We start from the raw sequence: 19789 nt of genomic DNA, 5'->3' as shown, positions 1-19789 counted from the left end.
AAGCCTTAATTATTTCTCTAAGCTGTTTAAAAGCTCTTTTACTATTTTAAAATCATCGAAATCTATGCGTACGCCGTTGGTTTCTTGGTAGGTCTCATGACCTTTGCCGGCTACTAATATGATATCGTTGTCATCTGCTAGTTGGCATGCAGTTTTAATTGCCTGCTCTCTATTCTCAATGGATAAAATCTTTTTTACGTTCTGAGGCTCTACACCTGCCTCCATTTCTGAAATAATTTCAGTTGGCGACTCCGTTCTCGGGTTATCAGAGGTGAAAATGGTCTTGTTACTCATCTCTGATGCGATATTACCCATTACCGGACGCTTTGATCTGTCTCTATCGCCACCACACCCCACAACGGTGATGACGTTTTCATTTCCAGTTCTCAACGTGTTGATTGTCTCAAGCACATTTTTTAGGGCGTCCGGCGTATGGGCATAATCAACTATAGCCGTAATTTTTTTCTTTGATATATAATATTGAAACCTTCCGTCTACATTCTCCAACTCACTCAACAAGCGAAGGGTTTCTAATTGCTCCAAGCCTAATAAATCTGCTGTCGCAAAAATCGCCAGCATATTGTAGGCATTGAAATGACCTATTAATTTTGTCCATAGCTCATGGTCATTGATTTTCAATAACTGACCGTCGAACTGATTTTCTAATATCTGAGCTCTATAATCTGCATAATTCTTTAAGGCGTAGCTTGCTTTTCTAGCCTTTGTATTCTGCAACATTACCAAGCCGTTTTTATCGTCTACATTGGTTAATGCAAATGCCGTTTTCGGCAATTGATCAAACAATATTTTCTTAGTATCGCGGTATTCTGCAAATGTTTTATGATAGTCTAGGTGATCGTGAGACAGATTCGTGAAAATTGCCCCTTCAAACACTAAACCTTCGGTTCTTTTCTGGTGAATACCATGAGAACTTACCTCCATAAAGCAATACTCTACACCGGCATCGTTCATCATTTTCAAATGCTGATTGATCACTAATGCATCAGGAGTAGTATGTTTTGTTGGATAAACCGTATCATCTACCATAATTTTAATGGTGGACAACAAGCCCACTTTATATCCTGCTTTTTTAAACAACTGATATAATAAACTAGATACCGTGGTTTTACCATTGGTACCCGTAACGCCTACTAATTTGAGATTCTTAGACGGAGTACCGTAATAGTTAGAAGCCATCAAAGCCAATGCCTGATTACCACTTTCTACCTGTACATAGGTAACATCATCGATCATGTCTGCTGGTAATTGCTCACAAACAATTGCTCTAGCACCTGCAGCGACTACCTGATCAATATATTTATGACCATCGGTCAACGTACCTTTTATAGCTACGAAGGCATCAGATTTTTGAACCTCGCGAGAATCAAAACGAACTGATGCTATATCACAAGAGGTAGTACCGCTAACAGCAGTAATACGCACTCCATATAATATGTCCTTTAAATGCATCATATTAATTCTAATACTATTTTTTTGACAGACTTTAAATCTGTGCCTTTGGTGATAGATTGGTTTTTCACCTTTCCATTTCCTTTTACCTCTACTTCAATACCCAAATTCTCAAGAATTGCAACCGCATCCATACCACACATACCTTTTACATTAGGTACTGCCGAATACTTTTGCTGTGCCGCCTTATAATATCCTTGGTGCGAATCTTCATTTTTGGCTATCAACACATTTTTTACATCTACCTCACTTGTTAAAGGTGATGTCGCATATACTTTTTGTGCTACAGACTTAAATACCGGACCGGATACATCTGCACCATAATACCCAACACTTTTGTCTGGCTTATGGATTACTACGATACAGGAGTACTTTGGATCATCTGCCGGAAAATATCCTGCGAACGACGAAATGTATTCGTATTTCGATTTATCCTTAGATACATAGTTAGTCTGGGTAGTTCCCGTTTTTCCTGCCATTGAAAAATTATCGGAGTACATACGGTGACCTGTACCATGCTCTTTCTCTACTACATTCTTTAATATCTGCTGCACTTTCTTTACTGTAGATTGCGAGCATATTGCAGAATTCAAGACTTTTTTATCAAACTTCTCAATTGTCTTGTTCCACTCTTTTACTTCTTTCAACAATCGCGGCTTTACCATTTCGCCATCATTTGCAATAGCATTATAGAATGCCAATGTTTGTAGTGGCGTCATAGATACTTCATAACCATAAGCCATTTGTGCCAATGAAAGACCTGACCATCCTTTATCACCTGGGTAACGCAATACAGGTTTACCTTCACCAACTACAGGAAGCCCTAATTCTTTATGAATACCCATACTCATTAGTCTGTTCACATATTTCTCTGGGTCATTCTTATACCCTTCATGTATCATTTTAGCAAAGGCTACATTTGACGATACTTCAAAAGCTTCAGACATAGTAATTTTTCCGTGTCCGCCACGCTTGGTATCTCTAATGGTATGCTTATATAATTTCCAAGCTCCTTTTTCGGTATCGATTACGGAACTGGTATCTATTACATTATCCTCTAAAGCAGCCACCAAATTCACCAATTTAAATGTTGAACCTGGCTCGTGAGATTCACCAATAGCGTAATTTAAACGCTCGTAATATTTACCTTCTGAGGTCTGACCTAAATTAGATATCGCTTTTACCTCACCGGTTTTCACTTCCATTACGATTACCGTACCGTGGTCTGCTTGATATTTCTCTAACTGACCCAATAATGCATGGTGCGCTATATCTTGTATATTAATGTCTATAGTAGAATACACATCATAACCATCTTTTGGTTCAATGATATTATCATTACCTATAGGCTTCCACTGTCCTTTTGCTATTTTTTGCTTTAAGCGCTTTCCAGAAATTCCTCTTAGATATTCTCCAAAAGCACCTTCCATACCTACACGAGTGTAGTATCCGTTTTCATCTACACGCTCATACCCAACACTACGCTCGGCAATTTTACCTAACGGATGCTCTCTTTTAACATGCTGCTCAATGATGAGTCCGCCTTTATACGCTCCCTTATTCAATAGCGGAAACTTCTTTACCGCCATGTATTCAGAATAATCTAGGTTACGCACCAGCAATGCATATCTATTTTTATTCTCTCTTGCTTTTCTTAAAACCTGCTGATAGTGAGAAGATGTTTTACCGAAATTCTTAGCCAAGGCATCTGCCAATGGTTTTACATTTGCTTTAAAATCTTCGCTGCTAACGGTTACGGCATCAAAACGAATGGTGTATTTAGATACTGAAGTTGCCAAAAGGCTACCATCGTCAGAATATAGATTACCTCTATTCGGCTCAATGGTAAACATACGCTCGGTACGCGTATCTGCCAATGCTTGGTATTTTTCACCGTCCACTACTTGTATAGAAACCAGTTTAAATAACACCGCACCCGCAAAGAGCACCATGAAACCCGCCACTATGTAGAGCCTTTTTAATATGCTTTTATCTGTTGCCGCCATTATTCCTCAACATTTAAAGATTTCACCTTAATTTTCTGTGGGGGATTCTCTGAAGGAAACAGTCCTTTTTCCGATATTTTACCGGTAATGCTCGATTCTAGTTTTAACTGTTGCACATCTGATCGCATATCTACGAACTCGTTTCGCAACTCTTTTACTTCTTCATTTAATAAAGCAATGCGGTGTACTTTTTGATCGGCGCTATGAGAGCTACTGATCATTACCGTTGCCAAAAACGAAATGAAAATAATAAACAGCCAATTTTTAGGGGCGTCACCGCTCACCAAAAATTTACCCTTTAATAGGTCTAATACACCCGTTTTCACTTTATTTTTCGCCATTACGCTCTGCTATTCTCAATTTTGCACTACGTGCTCTGTTATTCAATTTTATTTCTTCTCTAGTCGGCACTATCAATCCACCAACCTTTTTTAACGGCACATCTATATTGCCGTAAAAATCTTTTTCTGGTTCTCCGTCAAACTGACCTGCTCTTATAAATCTTTTTACAAGCCTGTCTTCTAAAGAGTGGTAGCTAATTACACTTAGCCTTCCTTTTTCATTCAATAAACCTGGAGCCTGCTCCAAGAACTCTTTGATCACTTCTATTTCTTGATTCACCTCTATGCGAATCGCTTGATATATCTGTGCCAATATTTTATGCTGCCTATGTTCCGGCAAAAACTGCTTCAACACTGTTTTCAATGCATCTGTAGTTTGTATCTCCTCTTCTTCCCTACTGGCAACGATTACTTTTGCCATGGCGTTCGCGTTTCTGATATCGCCGTACTCGAACAACACTTTACGCAAGTCATCATATGAGTACTTATTCACCACCTCAAAAGCAGATAGTGTATTGCGCTTGCTCATTCGCATATCCAAATCCGCATCAAAACGTGTAGAGAATCCTCTTTCCGCTTGATCAAACTGATGCGATGACACTCCGTAATCCGCAAGAATACCATCTACCTTCTTTATGCCATAGAACTTTAAAAACTGGGTGATGTATCTAAAATTCTCCGCTATCAGCGTAAATCTTGGATCACCTAATGTATTTGCTTGCGCATCTTCATCTTGATCAAAGGCATATAACCTACCTTCTTTGCCCAATCTTTTTAATATCTCTTTAGAGTGACCGCCACCACCAAATGTCACATCTACATATATACCATCTTCTTTGATGTTTAAACCGTCTACCGATTCTTTCAGTAATACAGGATTATGATACATCTCCACTTGGTTTTTCACCTAACATTACACGCTTTGCCAACTTCACCTTCTCTTCTTTCGTTGCGTTTATAGATTCATCATACGCCTTCTTGTCCCAGATCTCTAATCGTTTACCAATTGGTGCAATGACCACTTCTTTGGTAATACCACCTAATGAGATAATGTCTTTAGGGATCAATAATCTACCGGTAGCATCTACTTCTACTTGACGAAGCCCCGCAGTATACATTCTTATGAACTGTAGGTTTTCTTCATCGAACCTGCTCTTTTCGTTCAATTCTGCCATTACTCTGTGCCACTCGTAAGCAGGATATAATTCTAAACACTCGCTCAAATATGATTTTTTGATGAAAAAGCCATCTTTTAGGATCGGAGCCACTTGATTGCGCAGCGCGACAGGGAGCATAATACGCCCCTTAGCATCAGCTTTGCAGTTAAATGTCCCAAAGAAAAAGATGTCCAATTTGGTTGTGTTTAGTTTATATAACTCAAATATATAAATATTATTACCACATTTTACCACTAAAAACCACTTTGTTAATAAATTACCCCACTTTTGAACACGTTTTTGCACTTCATCGGATTTTATGGGATAATTTTCCCACTCAGCCCCTAAATCTTGAAAAAGTGAATTCTTTAAGTTTCTTGTGGTCACCTTATCGAAAAGAGTTGTTTGCTATTCTCGGTAATTACCTATATTTGGACAATTACTGATGAGTAGTGCGCATGGAAAACGAATTGATCAACGACGGAGGATTTAAGTATATTGAAAAAGGCGAAGGAAAACCCATTATTATTCTACACGGATTAATGGGCGGACTCAGTAATTTTGAGGGAGTGAATACTTATTTCCCTCCTAAAGGTTACAAAGTACTGATTCCTGAATTGCCCCTATACTCAATGCCGATGTTAAAGACAACGGTAAAGAATTTTGCCAAATACCTTAAGAAATTCATTGACTATAAAGAGCTGGACGATGTAATTCTGTTAGGCAACTCTTTAGGTGGCCATATTGGTCTTTTACATACTAAATTATACCCTGCCAAAGTAAAAGCTTTGGTGATTACCGGTAGTTCTGGACTTTATGAAAGCGCTATGGGTGACGGTTACCCAAAACGTGGTGATTATGAGTTCATTAAAAAGAAGGCACAAGATGTTTTCTATGACCCGGCAGTAGCTACCAAAGAAATAGTAGATGAAGTTTTTGCTACGGTCAATGATCGTGTAAAATTGGTGAAGACCTTGGCAATCGCTAAAAGTGCTATTCGCCATAACATGGCACAAGACCTACCTAGCATGAAAACCCCTACTTGTATTATATGGGGAAAAAATGATACGGTTACTCCGCCAGACGTTGCAGAACTGTTCGATGAGCTTTTACCTAATTCAGATTTATTTTGGATGGATAAATGCGGACATGCACCTATGATGGAGCACCCAGACCAATTCAATACCATTCTTGATGAGTGGTTGACGAAAAACAATTTCTAAATACCCTACGGATGAAAATAAAGTCGGCCGACTTTGTAATGAGCAACTCTGATGTTGCCAAATGCCCTAAAGAGCCTTTACCCGAGTACGCCTTTATTGGTCGTTCTAACGTGGGTAAGTCTTCTTTGATCAATATGTTGACCGAGCGTAAAAGCCTGGCAAAAACATCTGGCAGACCTGGTAAGACACAATTGATCAACCATTTTAAGATCAATGAAAATTGGTTTCTGGTAGATTTACCCGGTTACGGTTATGCACGTGTTTCTAAAAGAGATAAAAATACCTTTCAAAAATACATCACCAATTACTTTTTACAACGAGAGCAGCTAGTGTGTTCTTTTGTACTTGTTGATATTCGCCATGACCCACAACCTATAGATATGGAATTCATGCAGTGGATGGGTGAAAACGGAGTACCTTTTGCCATTATCTTCACTAAGGCAGATAAATTAAAACCGAAAGCCATTGAGCGCCAGGTGAAACAATATCTGGACAAACTTTTAGCAGACATGTGGGAAGAAGCACCACCACATTTTGTAACCAGCTCTAGCCACCGTAGCGGTCGTGATGAAGTACTGGCGTACATAGATGATATCAACGAGAAGTTTTTCGAGGCAACTAAAAAATAGTTGTTGGTTGTTGGTTGATGGTTGTTCGTTTTTTTTAACGCTGCGCGTTTTTTGTTTTAAGTACAAAGTACATAGCTGTTTGTGTTAGTTTTTTGTACTTCGTAATCAGAGCTGTTCGCTTTGTGCTATTCTCTTTACACTGCACATCCACTACTTAATACTTTGTACTTATTACTTTGTACTCTTTAATTACTTACGACTTCATACGCTGTACTTATTACTCTTTAAAACCGAAATATCACTTCAAGCGCAGTCGAGAACTTTGGAACACGAATCTCTTCGGCTACGCTCAGCGACCGAGTAAGCTTTACGACCGAGTGAGACCAACAACCATCAACCATCAACCAAGCGTGACCAACAACCAAATACAGAACACACCTTCAACAGATTGCCACGTCGCGAAAAGCTCCTCGCAAAGACGAATATTAAAATCTCTCCGTCATAGCGAGCAAAGCGCGGCTATCTTTTTGTTTGGAACACGACACCCATCTCGTAAACGCATTGTCAGTTCGAGTGATTTTAGCATGAGTGCAACGAAAGCCTAAAATTGTATCGAGAACCCTTGCGTGTTCCAAACCTGTTCTCGATACCCTCCTTATCGGCGGGCAAGCAAATATCTCGTACCTCGAAATTCACTCGAACTGACAGTGGTACTCACTAACGAAAACAACTGAAAACTGAAACTGCTTACTGCCTACTGAAAACTGCCTACTTCACCAATAAGATCTTCCACTGTCTCCATAGCATTCAACTTCTCGGCAGACACCAACACCTCTAGGTCATGATCTGTTTCTACCAATATAATAGGATAGGTATACTTATGCCCAAATTTGCTTTTATAGTTTTCTTGGAATTCGTCTTTATGAAAGAATTCTAGCTCGTAGCCTTTGGCTAACAAACTTTCCCTAAAACCTTTCCACTGTTTGTTCTCGGTAAAACTGCCATAGGTTAAACTGCAGAGATTACAGTTATAGGTAGCTGGGTTGATAATTTTATGGGCGAAATCTAGCATTTTACTGCCGGTATCGCTATTGGCATTATAGATAAATAGAATTCTCTTTGACATGACCTTTTGGTCGTAAAAATACCCAAACCATACATAATTTTCAACCAATTATGGTTTCCCGTAATGGAGAGTGATATGTTAATTGTAGGTTTATTCTTTAGTGGTATATTAGAAGTGTAATTACACATATTTCTGAATATAGAGGAATATACGTAGTTGTGCACATACACCATAGTTGTACTGCATTAAAAAACAAACTTTATGAATAAAAAATATCCGAAAGGTTCTGAATGGAGAAAATGGGACTTACACGTTCATACACCTTCCTCGATTTACCATAGATATGGTGCAGATACAGAAGAAACTTGGGGAAAATATATAGAAGATTTAGAAAATTTATCTTCTGATTTTTCAGTATTAGGAATCAATGATTATTTCTTCATTGACGGCTATGAAAGGCTTGTTAAGGAAAAGGCTATTAACGATAAACTTAAAAATATTGACCTTTTATTACCTGTAGTTGAATTCAGAATTGAAAAATTTGCGGGAATCGATTTCGGACAATTAAAAAGAATCAATCTACACGTCATTTTTTCAAATGAATTACCCATAGAAACTATAAAAAGTCAATTTTTACAAACTCTTGAACAAAGCTATTTCTTAGAAAATGGAGAACAATGGACAAGAGCAATAACAAAAGAAAGCGTTCAAGAACTTGGTGCAAAAATAAAGACTACTGTTCCTCCTGAACAATTACACAAATATGGCACTGATTTAACAGAAGGATTCAATAATTTAAATGTAAAAGAGGAAAAGATTTTTGAAGCATTACAAAAAGACTGTTTTAAAGGAAAATACCTCATTGCAATTGGAAAAACAGAATGGGGAGATCTAAAGTGGACTGATGCATCTATTGCAACTAAAAAATCAATAATTAACAAAGCGGACATTGTTTTTACGGCTTCTGAGTCAATTGAAGCTTTTCATAAAGCCAAATCACAACTAACAGCTCAGCAAGTAAACGATATACTTTTGGATTGTAGTGATTCGCATTATTTATCTACAGAAACTGACAAGGATAGAATTGGTAACTGTTTTACTTGGATTAAAGCAGACCCTACTTTTGAAGGATTAGTTCAAATATTATATGAACCAAATGAGAGAATAAAAATCTCTAATAGCAATCCAAATTTAGAATTTGATAAACCTTACATCTCAAATATCACAATTAATGATGATGTAAACGTATTTCAAGATGAAGAAGATTTAAGTTTTTCGAAAAATGAAAGCATACCATTAAATCAGAACCTCGTTGCAATTATCGGAGGACGTGGAGAAGGAAAAAGTATGCTTACAGATTATTTAGCTAGTAGTTTTATAGGTCAAGAACATTCTAAAGAGGGTGATTTCAATAAAAATGGTGTTGTTAATTTATCATATCACAAGTCGAATCAAAGTGAAGAGGATATTATAAATTTTGACTTGACAGATGATAAAAAAGCTGTTGATTTCATTTACATCAATCAAGGTCGTCTAAAAAACTTAGTTGAAAAGAAAGACAAGCAATTCCAACTTGCAAATTCAATCAGACGATTAGCCAAACTAAAGCAACCAGAATTTAATACAGAGTTAGACAAGAAAATTCGTGAATCGATTAATGAGTATCACGAATTGGAGAGGTTTTTCGAGCATAAGGATGAGGATAATAATTTAATAAATTCAATAGAATATTTAGAAATTCAAGAAAAATCAATTAAAGATTTTATTAGCAATATTACTACTAGCGAAAATAAAGATAAACTTGAAAAATATTCAGAGAACTTAAGACTTAGAAACAACTTAAACTCTAAGCTGAAGGAATTATTGGAGTTAGAAAACGAACTTAAAAATGCTATTGAAGAACTCAATTTAAAAATCATCAAAACAAATGGAGATTTAAAAAGAATATCACTTATTGAATTGAATTCTTTACAAAAACAGTTTGACGAAATCAACAATTGGAAAGGTGAACTCGAAAAAGAAATAGCATCTATATCTGTTACTATATCTGTTGTTAAAGAGGAATTTAAGGATTACAAAGGTGACCTAACAACGCTTTTAAATGACATTGATAAATTTCAAAAAAGCTTATCTGAAATTCGTGAAAACATCGCTGTATCAAAAACTAGAAAAGAAAGACTTGAAAGTTTGAAAATATCAATTTTCGAAACGACAGACGATTCTATTTCATTAATAGACAAGATGAAGCTTGACTATGACAACCAAGTTCTTGAACTTATTAAAAGTTGGGATGAATTTAAGGATGTAGATTCAAAAGACACCTTAAATCCCTCTCAAAAATCCATAATGAAAAATCTTTTAACTGACCTTGAAATTGAGGTTAAAGTAGATTTTGATGTCTCAAAATTCTATGATGAAATATATCATTGCATAGATGGAGCAAAATGGAGAATTAAAGGAAATAAAGAAGCTCAAAAAAACTCCTTCAAAATTCGAGACTTAGATTCGTTTTTTGAATTTCTAAGAAAAAGATATCTTGAATTTTATCAGAATGATGGAATTCATAGTAAAACTTTTAAAAACAAACTCTTTGACGAACTAGAAAGGAAAAAGTATTTAAAAGTATTTCCGATTTTGAAGTACAAAGGCAAGGATTTAAACAAAATTTCTGTTGGACAAAAAGGAACTGTTTATTTAAAGATGATGCTAGCAACTGAAGCGTTTTCTAAACCAATAATTTTTGACCAACCAGAAGATGATTTAGATAACGAATTTATTATGCAAAACCTGATTGGGCTTTTCAAGGAATTAAAGCAATATAGACAAGTGATTATTGTTACTCATAATGCAAACTTGGTTGTAAACGCAGATGCAGAACAAGTTATTGTCGCTTCAAATCTTGATGGAAAACTTAATTACTCTAGCGGGAGTCTCGAGGATAATGAAATAAATTCTAAAATCTGTCAAATCCTTGAAGGTGGTGAAATAGCATTTGAAAAAAGAAGAAATAAATATCAAAAAATAGGATAAATAACGCAGTACAACAATGTATATAAAAAAATAGGCGAAACAGTAATAAAATAACGGTTTTTAGTTCGTATCAAAGTTTGTGCTTAACCGAAAGTTTAGTGCTCTGAAAGCACCTTCTTTTCAATAAAAAAACACTACAAAGTATTTTAAATTAATTATGGCATTAGCTAAAGAGTACACAAAGCATATTTTTTGCATCGAATCTGAGTTTGATAATGATTTGAAACACGAATCCACTTCAAAATTCATGCTTGAGCAAATGCAGAATCTTCATGTAAATAAATTAAAATTTATTTACAGAAAATGTGCAACCAAAGCAGAGTTAACACATTACTTCAAAAAAATGTCATTAAAAAAATACAAGGACTATTCCATTATTTACTTATCCCTGCATGGCAAATCAAACAAAATTTGTTTAGATAATGAAGATATTGACTTAATTGAGCTTGCAGAAATTGTGGGTCCAAAATCTTTATCTGATAAAATAGTTCACTTTAGTTCGTGTGAAACAATCAAAATTAGTAAGAAAGAATTAAAAATTTTTATAGACAAAACCAATTCATTAGCTGTAAGTGGCTTTACTAAAGAGGTTAATTATGTAGAAGCGCTTGCTTTGGAAATGTTATTTTTTAATTTGTGTCAAGAATACAAGAATCTTAAAAGTCTAGAAAACAAAATGAGTGAAAATTATAGTGGTATAATTAAGAATACAGGATTTGAAATAATTCAAAGGAATTAGAAATTTAAATACTTTTCTTTTGAAAAGTATTTAAATTTCTAATTACCTCATTAATCGTATACTTCGTAAAAATTAATCAGCTTGAAATACCAACTAATTCAAATCCTTAGTTTTATTAGAACAAAAGAGAAACCATCCATAATTAGTGTTTACATAGAGCTTTCCAAAAAAATAGTTTTCCCTAATTTAAAATCATAGCTTCTTTAAGCTTTTTAATTTCAACACAAGACAACTAATCAATTACAAAAACGTTAGCTATAATTCAAAAAAGCATAAAAAATGGCAAATAGAAGTTATTTATATAATCTTGATTTCAATAGACTAGATAGAGCAAAGACTCCAGAAGATTCTGTATTAAGTGTGTCTGAATATGCTTATGAAATTCCATTGTCTTTTAAGATATTATTGAGCAACGATACTTTAAACAGCAAATCTGTTCTATGGGATTACGAACACCCCATAACTATAAGTGGTGACGCTAATAAAGGAAAAAACAGTCTTTTTAAATTTTTGGACAGATTACAAACGTTGCATTTATTTGAACCCAAGTACCTTAAATCTGAAATTGAAAAAACAAAACAGTTTTTCAACGACAATAAATTCGATTTAAAATACTTCTTTCTTGAAGGTGGGGAATTGTACGAAATGGGAAATGAACCATTTGAAGAGCAAAACCTTGAAGTTTTTAATGAAATAACGCAAATAGAAAAAACTATTGAAAATTTCATAAAACATGTGGAGTCCGTAAACAAGGAAATAGCGCATTTGGTATCGCAAAGAAACCAAATGACAAAGAAAGGTTGGTTCAAGAAATCAGTACCTGTTTTGTCAGAGAAAGAAAAAGCACAGATAGAGAAAACAATTCAAAATAAACAAATTGAAAAAAGAGCGCTGCTAGGAATTGATAATTGGTCAACAATACTTTATTTTCAGTTCGACAAATAAAAAATACTTCCCACAAAAACAAAACATGGAACAACAAGGTTCAGATATCATTGAAAATAGATACAAGAAATTTATAAAAACGGTTTGCGACACAGACATTGTTTATGCACTACAAAATCATGAAGGTTTTGCCACTTCAGCTTCTGCGCATTATGAAAATGAACGTGGTAAACCTGTTGACATACTATGTTTTTGGGGAGAAGGCGCTAGAGCTAAATCTTGCACCATAAACCATTGGAGCAACTACCAAATTACCGAAATAGCATTAGTAGATTTTATAGAAAATTGGGGTGTAGGCATGGAAAATGACGGCATATTAGCTGGTATTGAATTCGACCAAAACATGTTTGGCTATGAAGCCAAACCTTTAGATTTAATTCTTGCCTTAGTTGCTGAAATAAAAGCGACCAATAAAGAACTACTGCTGCAAAAATTTGAAAATCTTACTGATTTAGAAGAACAGGCGAAAGAGGCTAATGGGTAATTAATTACTGAGCGTATATCCTTGATTTAAATTAGTATTTTAAACTTAGTTATGTGTTTATTTATATTTAAGAATGTTTAAGTATTAGTTTCAAAATGGAGAAAGAATTAAAACCTTTATGGAGTAAGATTTTCAATTTCGATTGGAAATTTGGACTCTTTTTAATTCTTCTCATTTGTATTCCACGTTTTATTTTAGTCTTACATGGCAATGAAATTGCTAATATGCAATTTGTAGGTATACTTATGCTTGTAATGGCTTTTTTACCATTTCTATTGTTAAGTAAGTACGGCAGAAGAAAAATAGGGATTCACAAACCCACCAATTATAGCTGGCTAATTATTGCTTTGCTTTTCGGTATCGCTTTTAGCATTTTACTGTACTTCTTAGGAGATACGCTTTATGGCAACACATACCAGAACTGGTACAAATACATTGCCAAATCTTATAACATTCCCAAGGAAATTGACGCGCAGAATAAACTAATTATGTTTGGTATATCCGCATTCATTGGTATGTCATTTAGCCCCATTGGAGAAGAACTATATTTTAGAGGTATTGTACATTCTAGTTTTGCAAATTCCGTAGGTAACACCAAAGCTTCTATAATTGACAGCTCCGCTTTTGCCCTAGTTCATATTTCGCATTTCGGACTTGTTTTTCATAACCAACAATGGGAGTTTCTACTACTACCGACGCTGATATGGGTATTGAGTATGTTTGCCGTTAGTATTCTATTTTTCGTTTGCAGAAAACGTTCTGGCTCTATTCTAGGAGCAATAATATGTCACTCCGCTTTCAATTTAGGAATGACTTATTGTATATTCTACCCATTAACAGGGTATTGAAACTGACTTCTACTACATATATAGGATTAATAAAAACAAAAATCTAATTTGAAAAATAAATTGAATATCCTCTTATTTACTAGTTTCCTTCTAGCTGTAGCTGTTTACTTCTGGGCTAGCTCCCTACATAGTAAGCAAGTTGGAAAATGGCGAACTTATATTAGAGTTAATAGTTGAGTCATAAAAGAAATCAGATCTAACAACGTTTAATCATTACCAAAAAATTCTTTTTAAAAACCAACCACATGAAAAAACCACTAATCTTAATAGCATCTATATTTCTATTCTTTACATCCTGTAGCGAAAGTAAACCTGCAAAATTTGAAAGAGACGGAGTTTCAATAACCAGCCCAACTGGTTGGGGAATTACTGATGAAGAAAATATAGATGACCTCGGGTATTATTTATCTGTCGAAAAAGATGGTTTTGATTCTAGCGGCATTATAACCATAACTTGGGTGAATGGTGAGATGGATTTAAATGAATGGGTAGATATATATAAAGAAGAATTAGAGAATAATATCATCTATAAAAATTCTAAGCTCAATTTTAAAAGTGTTGTTGACGGTTCATTTAATGATATAAATTCTACTTCTTTAAACTTTACGGCAAGTATTCTAGGCTTAGATCATGAAGGCGATATTCACTTCTTTTATGAAGGTGATAAAACTTTTGCAATTCTAATACAACAAGCGACGGAAGATAACGCCACAAATAAGCCAGGGTTTGATTTGATCGAGAAGAGTTTTAGAGTTGAATAAAATAATAGTATAATTCTTAAATTTAAAAAAATACTCCATGCTACACCTCATCGTCGGTAATACAGGTTCAGGTAAAACAACCTATTCAAACGAACTAAAAAAGAAAACCAAAGGTGTAATTTTCTCTATAGATACTTGGAACAATACCCTATTTCTACCAGACAAAACTGAAACCGACGGATTAGAATGGTTTTTAGAACGTATTGAGCGGGCTGAAAAAATGATTTTAAATGTGGTTGCGCAATTAGAGGAATCTGATACCGATGCCATTTTAGACCTGGGCTTATCTAAATTTAAACACCGAGAAAAGTTTAGAGCTTTTGCAGCATCTAATGGGTTCGAAATTAAACTTCACTTTTTAGATATTTCAAAAAATACCAGATGGCAACGTGTACAACAGCGCAACACAGAAAAAGGAGCTACGTTTGAGTTTGAAGTTAGTCAAGAGAATTTTGACTTTATGGAAACTTGGTTTGAAAAACCTACCGAAAATGAACTTATTGGTAGTGTTGTTATCACCGAATAACACTAATTTTGCCCTCCGCATTTTTTTGTGATTACTATTTATTAAACCACAGTTTCAACCAACCCAACCACTTGAACGTAAAACATACTTTCGTCAACTTTTTTCTTAAATCGAGCAGCAAGCACGAATGCCATGAGGTACTTAGCAAATGGAACTCTTACTACACTGCATTAACAGAAAAGCACCAAGAGTCTTTTGTGGTGAGAACTTTGCTGTTTTTAAATACTACAAAATTTGGCGCTACAGAAGGTTTTGAACTTACTACCGAAATGAAATTGGTCATTTCTAGCGCATTCGTTCAGATTACCTTTGGTTTGAAACAAGATGTTCTAAGCATTTTTAAAACCATATTTGTTACTCCGACTTCATATTCGTACACCGGTAGAGATGTTTTGTATGATGGTGATGTAAATACCGTTACCAAGCGTGTAAACTTGTCGTGGCCTGCCGTAGAAAAAGGATTCGTTATTACCGATGACGGATTAAATATTGCCATACATGAGTTCAGTCATTGTTTAATTATTGAAAATGCCAAAGGCTCGTATTTTTCGAAAGCATTTAAAGATGCGGACCTCAACGCTTGGAAAGAACTGGCTACTAAAAAAATACCACTTATACGTGAAGGTAAATACACCATTTTTAGAGACTATGGCGGCACTAACTTAATGGAGCTTTTTGCTATTGCGTTAGAGACCTTTTTTGAGCAACCGCACGAGTTCTACTCCTACTCGCCTACTTTTTACCGCACCACCGCCAAAGTGCTAAAACAAGACCCTAGAAACGGGAAAAATCCGAAGTAAACTTCTATCAGGCATTAAAATCTCGATTATCAAGTAAAACAATACTAGAAGTATTGCGTTGTGCTTCATAGTACTACAAATAAAATAGATATTCACCTTATGAAGAAATCGCTACTTTTTATCGCATCACTATTATTTATATTAACTTCTTGCAAAGAAGGCTCAGCTGATAAAACAGAACGCTCTGGCGAACCAGATGTGTACAATGTGGAAGACGACGATGCGAAAATGAACCAGGCTATGATAGATGCCAAAAATTCTATCGGTGATTTTAAAGAGGCAATAACTAGCGAGAATCCTAATTTTGAATATTTCACTATTAAACAAAAATTCGAAGCCGATGGTGGTGCCGAACATATTTGGGTGGGCGATATTCAATTAATTGACAATACTTTAATGGGAATTATTGCCAACGAACCGGTTTACACCAACAAAGTTCAATTGGGCGATACCATTACGGTAAACAACGCCGATATTAGCGATTGGATGTATTACGACGAAGGCAAAGTAGTTGGTGGTTTTACCATTCGTGCTATTCGCAACGGATTATCCCCTGAAGAACAAGCACAATTTGATGCTGAGAACGGACTTATATTTAAATAGCCACTTCTTTTTTCACCATTCACCATAGCGTAACTAGCTGTTTTTTAATGAAATAAAAATGTACATTGTAGTTGACAATCAAACCAATCTACACCGTATGGAAACTATCAAAAAAACCTCGAAAGGCATCTTGTGGACTTCTTATATTCTACAAGGCATTGTTATTTTTATGCTCTTAATGGGTGCTGTAAATAATGTTTTGCAAACCGAAACGGCTGTTAAAGGAGCTGTAGAAATGGGCTATCCTTCAGAATATGTCATGGCATTAGGCATGATTTTGGTAGTATCTATAGTACTTTACACCATGCCGAAAACCATGTTTATCGGTGGTTTGCTCATAACCGCATGGTTAGGGGGTGCAGTGGCTACTCATGTAATTCATAAAGACCATATGACCTTAACTATTTATCCGGTTATTTTCGGTGTTCTTGTGTGGGTAAGCGTTTTACTCAGAAATAAAAAGTTGCGAGCATTGCTTTAAAATCAACAGTATTTTTCAATTCGATATCTAGTTATCGACTTGGTATGAGAAGTGTCATAGTTCTAGTTGCTGTTCATTACTACTTTTGAAAAAAAGTACGATGCAAAAGATATCTTTTACCGAAAATTTAGATTTTAACGATTCTAAAATTGTTACTAAAGTGCTTATGGAAACTTCGTTTTCTAAAGAGATTCGAATTGTAATGAAGAACGGGCAACTTATGAAAGAGCACAAAGCTCCTTTCCCTATTATAGTGCATATCGTACAAGGTGAAATTGAATTCGGAGTGGAAGGTGCTCATCACACCCTAAAGCAAGGAGATATTATTACCTTAGCCGCAAATGTTCCGCACGACCTTTTAGCGAAATCCGACAGTATTGTTCGACTTACACTTTCAAAACAAGATGCAGCTGAACGGGTAGAAAAAGTTGTTGCCGATTCTTAAAAACAGACCATGAGCGAAATTACCAATAGAGAAGATGTTAGGGTATTGGTGCATACTTTCTACGATAAAATTAGGCAGAACGAAATGCTTGGTCCCATTTTCAACGGACATATTACCGACGAGCAATGGCCTACCCACTTAAGCAAACTCACCGATTTCTGGGAATCGAACCTTTTTGGCGTCCGAACTTTCCGTGGGAGTCCGTCTAAGGCACATGTCAATGTTGATAAAAATCTTAAGCATACTATCTCACAAGACCATTTTGCACAATGGCTACAATTATGGTTCGAAACCATCGATGAGCTCTATGAAGGCGAATTAGCAACTAGAGCAAAAGATATGGCGCGAAGAATGTCAACAGGGCAGTATATTCATATTTGGCAGAGTAGACCGGAGAATCAGTGATTATAGTTGATTTGTGTTTAGTAGGCAGTATTCAGTAACAGTATTCAGTATCAGTTGGCAGTATCAGTGTTCAGTGTTCAGTTGACAGTGGGTTAGTGTTTAGCTAGTTCTAGCTATTGGCTATTGGCTATTGGCTATTGGCTATTGGCTATTGGCTATTGGCTATTGGCTATTGGCTATTGGCTATGTAAACAATTTAGCTTAGCTAAATACAAATTAAAAATAAGTCTATCATCTATACTCTATTTTCTAACTTCTAACTTACAATACGTACTTCATACTTTGTACTCTTTACTTAATACTTAATCTAAACAGTCTCCCATTACCGAAGCGAATATGCCAAATCTATTTCGTAAATTGAACGTGAAATAATTTGCTAATTTTCAATACTATGGATTTCCTATCCCCTACCTATTTTTTTGATTATGAAAGTGACGAGATTCAAGACTTGGTTTCTGAATTTAAAAATACTTCACTCTCTGAGAAAGAAATTTCTATTGCACTATACAACAAAGTACGTGATGCATGGCGATACGACCCATACAGCTTAAGTTTCAATAAAGAGAAATACCGAGCCAGTGAAATTGCAAAACGCCCAAAAGGGCATTGTATTGATAAATCTATCATATTAATCGCAGGACTTCGTGCCCTAGGTATACCCGCTAGAATTCATTTGGCGAAAGTTAAAAACCATATTGGCGTAGAACGATTAATAGAGAAATTCGGGTCCAACGAACTTACGCCCCATGGCATGGTAGATGCTTTTATAAATGATAAATGGCTGAAGCTCTCCCCTACATTCAATGCATCGTTATGTGAAATGCTTAATGTGGCTCCTTTAGATTTTGACGGTGAAAATGATGCTGTTTTACAAGAGTTCAGCACAGACGGAATACAATTTATGGAGTATCTAGAAGACTACGGTCATTTTGAAGATGTACCTATGGAATTTATGGAACGGAATGCACGCGAGCATTACCCCAATATTTTTGATACCGGAACCAACCAGACGGAGTTTCAACTGTAGGTTTTAACAAACTTTAATATTCAAAACTTCGCCAATCTACTTTACAGATTATTTTTTATAGTACATTCGATGGAAAATACAATTCCCTTGAAAAAATTCATTTTTACTTTATTTATAGCATTCTCATATTCATTGGCCTTTTCCCAAGAACCAATGCAATGGACGCCAGATTACGAATTACAACTGAGTGACTACCAATCTCCCGAATCGGAAATCGACTCTACGCTTACCTCTTATTCCATCTATTCAGGCTCTAAAATAGATTTCAGTTTTAATATGAACTCGGTTTCTTTCATGTTCACCAAAAACTTTAACAACAAAGTAAAAGCTATTTTTCAAAAGAACGTAGCTGTTTTGGTTGCTCCAGATTCGTTAACCGCAAATCAGCTGCTACAATTTGGACGCTATGATTTTGATTTGGTAGAGCTGTATTCTAGAAAAATACGCAAGAAAATCTACGAAGAAAAAGGTGCTTTTAGCGACGCTAGTTTATTTCAACCTATTTTCAATGAGCTACAAGAGGAAATGAACACCGTAAGTGCCCAAGTCTTTAAAGCCACCGATTTTGGGAAAGATGCTGAATTACTTCAAAAAGAACACGGTAAAGTCATCAACGAAATTAATTCGCTATCTGATTTTTGTATGACGTGCAAGCCTAAGAAGAATAGGAAATGAATTAGCAATTAGCAATTAGCAATTAGCAATTAGCAATTAGCAATTAGCAATTAGCAATTAGCAATTAGCAATTAGCAATTAGCAATTAGCAAAAGTTAAAAAATGAAAAATGAAAAATGAAAAATGAAAAATGAAATTTCTTTTAGAATAGTTTTGTTCTTCTAGCAACCAGATTTCAATGTCGCGAA

General features: G+C 35.4%; 22 protein-coding genes. 16 read left to right on the top strand and 6 right to left on the bottom strand.

Annotation, left to right across the window (positions count from 1 at the left end):
* Window positions 1-9: 9 nt before the first annotated feature.
* From ACJJVT_RS00665 to ACJJVT_RS00645, 5 genes are read right to left on the bottom strand one after another with little or no spacing between them, the layout of a single operon-like run.
* On the bottom strand, window positions 10-1473 hold the full coding sequence (locus ACJJVT_RS00665) for a UDP-N-acetylmuramoyl-L-alanyl-D-glutamate--2,6-diaminopimelate ligase (RefSeq protein WP_405395612.1): 1464 nt from the start codon (window positions 1471-1473) through the stop codon (window positions 10-12).
* Complete coding sequence (locus tag ACJJVT_RS00660; RefSeq protein WP_405395610.1) at window positions 1470-3476, bottom strand: penicillin-binding protein; 2007 nt, start codon at window positions 3474-3476, stop codon at window positions 1470-1472. The genes ACJJVT_RS00665 and ACJJVT_RS00660 overlap by 4 nt, the downstream gene beginning before the upstream one ends.
* Entirely contained in the window at window positions 3476-3817 is a 342-nt protein-coding gene (locus tag ACJJVT_RS00655; RefSeq protein ID WP_405395608.1) for an FtsL-like putative cell division protein, read from the bottom strand. Before ACJJVT_RS00655 ends, ACJJVT_RS00660 begins: the two co-directional genes overlap by 1 nt.
* Window positions 3804-4706: a 16S rRNA (cytosine(1402)-N(4))-methyltransferase RsmH gene (gene rsmH / locus ACJJVT_RS00650; protein ID WP_303600931.1), complete on the bottom strand. Its 903-nt coding sequence runs from the start codon at window positions 4704-4706 to the stop codon at window positions 3804-3806. The genes ACJJVT_RS00655 and rsmH overlap by 14 nt, the downstream gene beginning before the upstream one ends.
* Entirely contained in the window at window positions 4696-5361 is a 666-nt protein-coding gene (locus tag ACJJVT_RS00645; protein WP_405395606.1) for a division/cell wall cluster transcriptional repressor MraZ, read from the bottom strand. Before ACJJVT_RS00645 ends, rsmH begins: the two co-directional genes overlap by 11 nt.
* A 71-nt stretch (window positions 5362-5432) precedes the next feature.
* On the opposite strand from ACJJVT_RS00645, the gene ACJJVT_RS00640 reads away from it, so the two are divergent.
* Together ACJJVT_RS00640 and yihA are read left to right on the top strand one after the other, a co-directional pair.
* A complete protein-coding gene (locus ACJJVT_RS00640) occupies window positions 5433-6197 on the top strand; it encodes an alpha/beta fold hydrolase (RefSeq protein WP_036156195.1) in 765 nt (254 codons plus the stop codon).
* Window positions 6198-6208: 11 nt separating this feature from the next.
* Window positions 6209-6826, top strand: coding sequence for a ribosome biogenesis GTP-binding protein YihA/YsxC (gene yihA, locus ACJJVT_RS00635; RefSeq protein ID WP_405395605.1), 618 nt, complete (start codon window positions 6209-6211; stop codon window positions 6824-6826).
* A gap of 694 nt (window positions 6827-7520) precedes the next feature.
* Here yihA and ACJJVT_RS00630 read toward each other — a convergent pair.
* Complete coding sequence (locus ACJJVT_RS00630) at window positions 7521-7892, bottom strand: GTPase (RefSeq protein WP_405395603.1); 372 nt, start codon at window positions 7890-7892, stop codon at window positions 7521-7523.
* A 201-nt stretch (window positions 7893-8093) separates the two neighbouring features.
* Here ACJJVT_RS00630 and ACJJVT_RS00625 point away from each other — a divergent pair, with 201 nt between their 5' ends.
* The 14 genes from ACJJVT_RS00625 (at window position 8094) to ACJJVT_RS00560 (ending at window position 19601) form a co-directional block, all read left to right on the top strand.
* The gene (locus tag ACJJVT_RS00625; protein ID WP_405395601.1) at window positions 8094-10862 is read left to right on the top strand and encodes a TrlF family AAA-like ATPase; all 2769 of its coding nucleotides are present in this window, start codon (window positions 8094-8096) and stop codon (window positions 10860-10862) included.
* A gap of 157 nt (window positions 10863-11019) precedes the next feature.
* Window positions 11020-11601, top strand: coding sequence for a DUF6642 family protein (locus tag ACJJVT_RS00620; protein WP_405395599.1), 582 nt, complete (start codon window positions 11020-11022; stop codon window positions 11599-11601).
* A 279-nt stretch (window positions 11602-11880) separates the two neighbouring features.
* Window positions 11881-12546 (top strand): hypothetical protein, encoded by a 666-nt coding sequence (locus ACJJVT_RS00615; RefSeq protein WP_405395597.1) that lies wholly within the window; start codon window positions 11881-11883, stop codon window positions 12544-12546.
* A gap of 25 nt (window positions 12547-12571) precedes the next feature.
* Window positions 12572-13030: a DUF2750 domain-containing protein gene (locus ACJJVT_RS00610; RefSeq protein ID WP_405395595.1), complete on the top strand. Its 459-nt coding sequence runs from the start codon at window positions 12572-12574 to the stop codon at window positions 13028-13030.
* A 95-nt stretch (window positions 13031-13125) separates the two neighbouring features.
* A complete protein-coding gene (locus ACJJVT_RS00605; protein WP_405395593.1) occupies window positions 13126-13878 on the top strand; it encodes a CPBP family intramembrane glutamic endopeptidase in 753 nt (250 codons plus the stop codon).
* Window positions 13879-14123: 245 nt separating this feature from the next.
* Entirely contained in the window at window positions 14124-14639 is a 516-nt protein-coding gene (locus ACJJVT_RS00600) for a hypothetical protein (RefSeq protein ID WP_405395591.1), read from the top strand.
* A 37-nt stretch (window positions 14640-14676) separates the two neighbouring features.
* Window positions 14677-15165 (top strand): AAA family ATPase, encoded by a 489-nt coding sequence (locus ACJJVT_RS00595; protein WP_405395590.1) that lies wholly within the window; start codon window positions 14677-14679, stop codon window positions 15163-15165.
* Window positions 15166-15236: 71 nt separating this feature from the next.
* The gene (locus ACJJVT_RS00590; RefSeq protein ID WP_405395588.1) at window positions 15237-15965 is read left to right on the top strand and encodes a zinc-dependent peptidase; all 729 of its coding nucleotides are present in this window, start codon (window positions 15237-15239) and stop codon (window positions 15963-15965) included.
* Window positions 15966-16064: 99 nt separating this feature from the next.
* Entirely contained in the window at window positions 16065-16568 is a 504-nt protein-coding gene (locus ACJJVT_RS00585; protein ID WP_405395587.1) for a YegJ family protein, read from the top strand.
* Between the two features lie 58 nt (window positions 16569-16626).
* Window positions 16627-17049 carry a DoxX family protein gene (locus ACJJVT_RS00580; RefSeq protein ID WP_405395586.1) on the top strand — a complete coding sequence of 141 codons (423 nt, stop codon included), beginning with the start codon at window positions 16627-16629 and terminating at the stop codon, window positions 17047-17049.
* 100 nt (window positions 17050-17149) lie between these two features.
* The gene (locus tag ACJJVT_RS00575; protein WP_405395584.1) at window positions 17150-17494 is read left to right on the top strand and encodes a cupin domain-containing protein; all 345 of its coding nucleotides are present in this window, start codon (window positions 17150-17152) and stop codon (window positions 17492-17494) included.
* 9 nt (window positions 17495-17503) lie between these two features.
* Entirely contained in the window at window positions 17504-17899 is a 396-nt protein-coding gene (locus tag ACJJVT_RS00570) for a group III truncated hemoglobin (protein WP_405395582.1), read from the top strand.
* A gap of 391 nt (window positions 17900-18290) precedes the next feature.
* A complete protein-coding gene (locus ACJJVT_RS00565) occupies window positions 18291-18926 on the top strand; it encodes a transglutaminase family protein (protein WP_405395580.1) in 636 nt (211 codons plus the stop codon).
* A 69-nt stretch (window positions 18927-18995) separates the two neighbouring features.
* Window positions 18996-19601, top strand: coding sequence for a hypothetical protein (locus ACJJVT_RS00560; RefSeq protein ID WP_405395578.1), 606 nt, complete (start codon window positions 18996-18998; stop codon window positions 19599-19601).
* Window positions 19602-19789 lie beyond the last annotated feature (188 nt).

The organism is Maribacter sp. Asnod2-G09 (assembly GCF_045063795.1).
In the GTDB taxonomy this organism is placed as follows: domain Bacteria; phylum Bacteroidota; class Bacteroidia; order Flavobacteriales; family Flavobacteriaceae; genus Maribacter.
This window is presented reverse-complemented; position numbering and strand designations above follow the sequence as displayed.

Excerpts from the sequence above, each read along its gene's own strand:
- ACJJVT_RS00665 (WP_405395612.1), bottom strand. The coding sequence starts at position 1,473 with ATGATGCATTTAAAGGACATATTATATGGAGTGCGTATTACTGCTGTT.
- ACJJVT_RS00660 (WP_405395610.1), bottom strand. The coding sequence starts at position 3,476 with ATGGCGGCAACAGATAAAAGCATATTAAAAAGGCTCTACATAGTGGCG.
- ACJJVT_RS00655 (WP_405395608.1), bottom strand. The coding sequence starts at position 3,817 with ATGGCGAAAAATAAAGTGAAAACGGGTGTATTAGACCTATTAAAGGGT.
- rsmH (WP_303600931.1), bottom strand. The coding sequence starts at position 4,706 with ATGTATCATAATCCTGTATTACTGAAAGAATCGGTAGACGGTTTAAAC.
- ACJJVT_RS00640 (WP_036156195.1), top strand. The coding sequence starts at position 5,433 with ATGGAAAACGAATTGATCAACGACGGAGGATTTAAGTATATTGAAAAA.
- yihA (WP_405395605.1), top strand. The coding sequence starts at position 6,209 with ATGAAAATAAAGTCGGCCGACTTTGTAATGAGCAACTCTGATGTTGCC.
- ACJJVT_RS00630 (WP_405395603.1), bottom strand. The coding sequence starts at position 7,892 with ATGTCAAAGAGAATTCTATTTATCTATAATGCCAATAGCGATACCGGC.
- ACJJVT_RS00625 (WP_405395601.1), top strand. The coding sequence starts at position 8,094 with ATGAATAAAAAATATCCGAAAGGTTCTGAATGGAGAAAATGGGACTTA.
- ACJJVT_RS00620 (WP_405395599.1), top strand. The coding sequence starts at position 11,020 with ATGGCATTAGCTAAAGAGTACACAAAGCATATTTTTTGCATCGAATCT.
- ACJJVT_RS00615 (WP_405395597.1), top strand. The coding sequence starts at position 11,881 with ATGGCAAATAGAAGTTATTTATATAATCTTGATTTCAATAGACTAGAT.
- ACJJVT_RS00610 (WP_405395595.1), top strand. The coding sequence starts at position 12,572 with ATGGAACAACAAGGTTCAGATATCATTGAAAATAGATACAAGAAATTT.
- ACJJVT_RS00605 (WP_405395593.1), top strand. The coding sequence starts at position 13,126 with ATGGAGAAAGAATTAAAACCTTTATGGAGTAAGATTTTCAATTTCGAT.
- ACJJVT_RS00600 (WP_405395591.1), top strand. The coding sequence starts at position 14,124 with ATGAAAAAACCACTAATCTTAATAGCATCTATATTTCTATTCTTTACA.
- ACJJVT_RS00595 (WP_405395590.1), top strand. The coding sequence starts at position 14,677 with ATGCTACACCTCATCGTCGGTAATACAGGTTCAGGTAAAACAACCTAT.
- ACJJVT_RS00585 (WP_405395587.1), top strand. The coding sequence starts at position 16,065 with ATGAAGAAATCGCTACTTTTTATCGCATCACTATTATTTATATTAACT.
- ACJJVT_RS00580 (WP_405395586.1), top strand. The coding sequence starts at position 16,627 with ATGTACATTGTAGTTGACAATCAAACCAATCTACACCGTATGGAAACT.
- ACJJVT_RS00575 (WP_405395584.1), top strand. The coding sequence starts at position 17,150 with ATGCAAAAGATATCTTTTACCGAAAATTTAGATTTTAACGATTCTAAA.
- ACJJVT_RS00570 (WP_405395582.1), top strand. The coding sequence starts at position 17,504 with ATGAGCGAAATTACCAATAGAGAAGATGTTAGGGTATTGGTGCATACT.
- ACJJVT_RS00565 (WP_405395580.1), top strand. The coding sequence starts at position 18,291 with ATGGATTTCCTATCCCCTACCTATTTTTTTGATTATGAAAGTGACGAG.
- ACJJVT_RS00560 (WP_405395578.1), top strand. The coding sequence starts at position 18,996 with ATGGAAAATACAATTCCCTTGAAAAAATTCATTTTTACTTTATTTATA.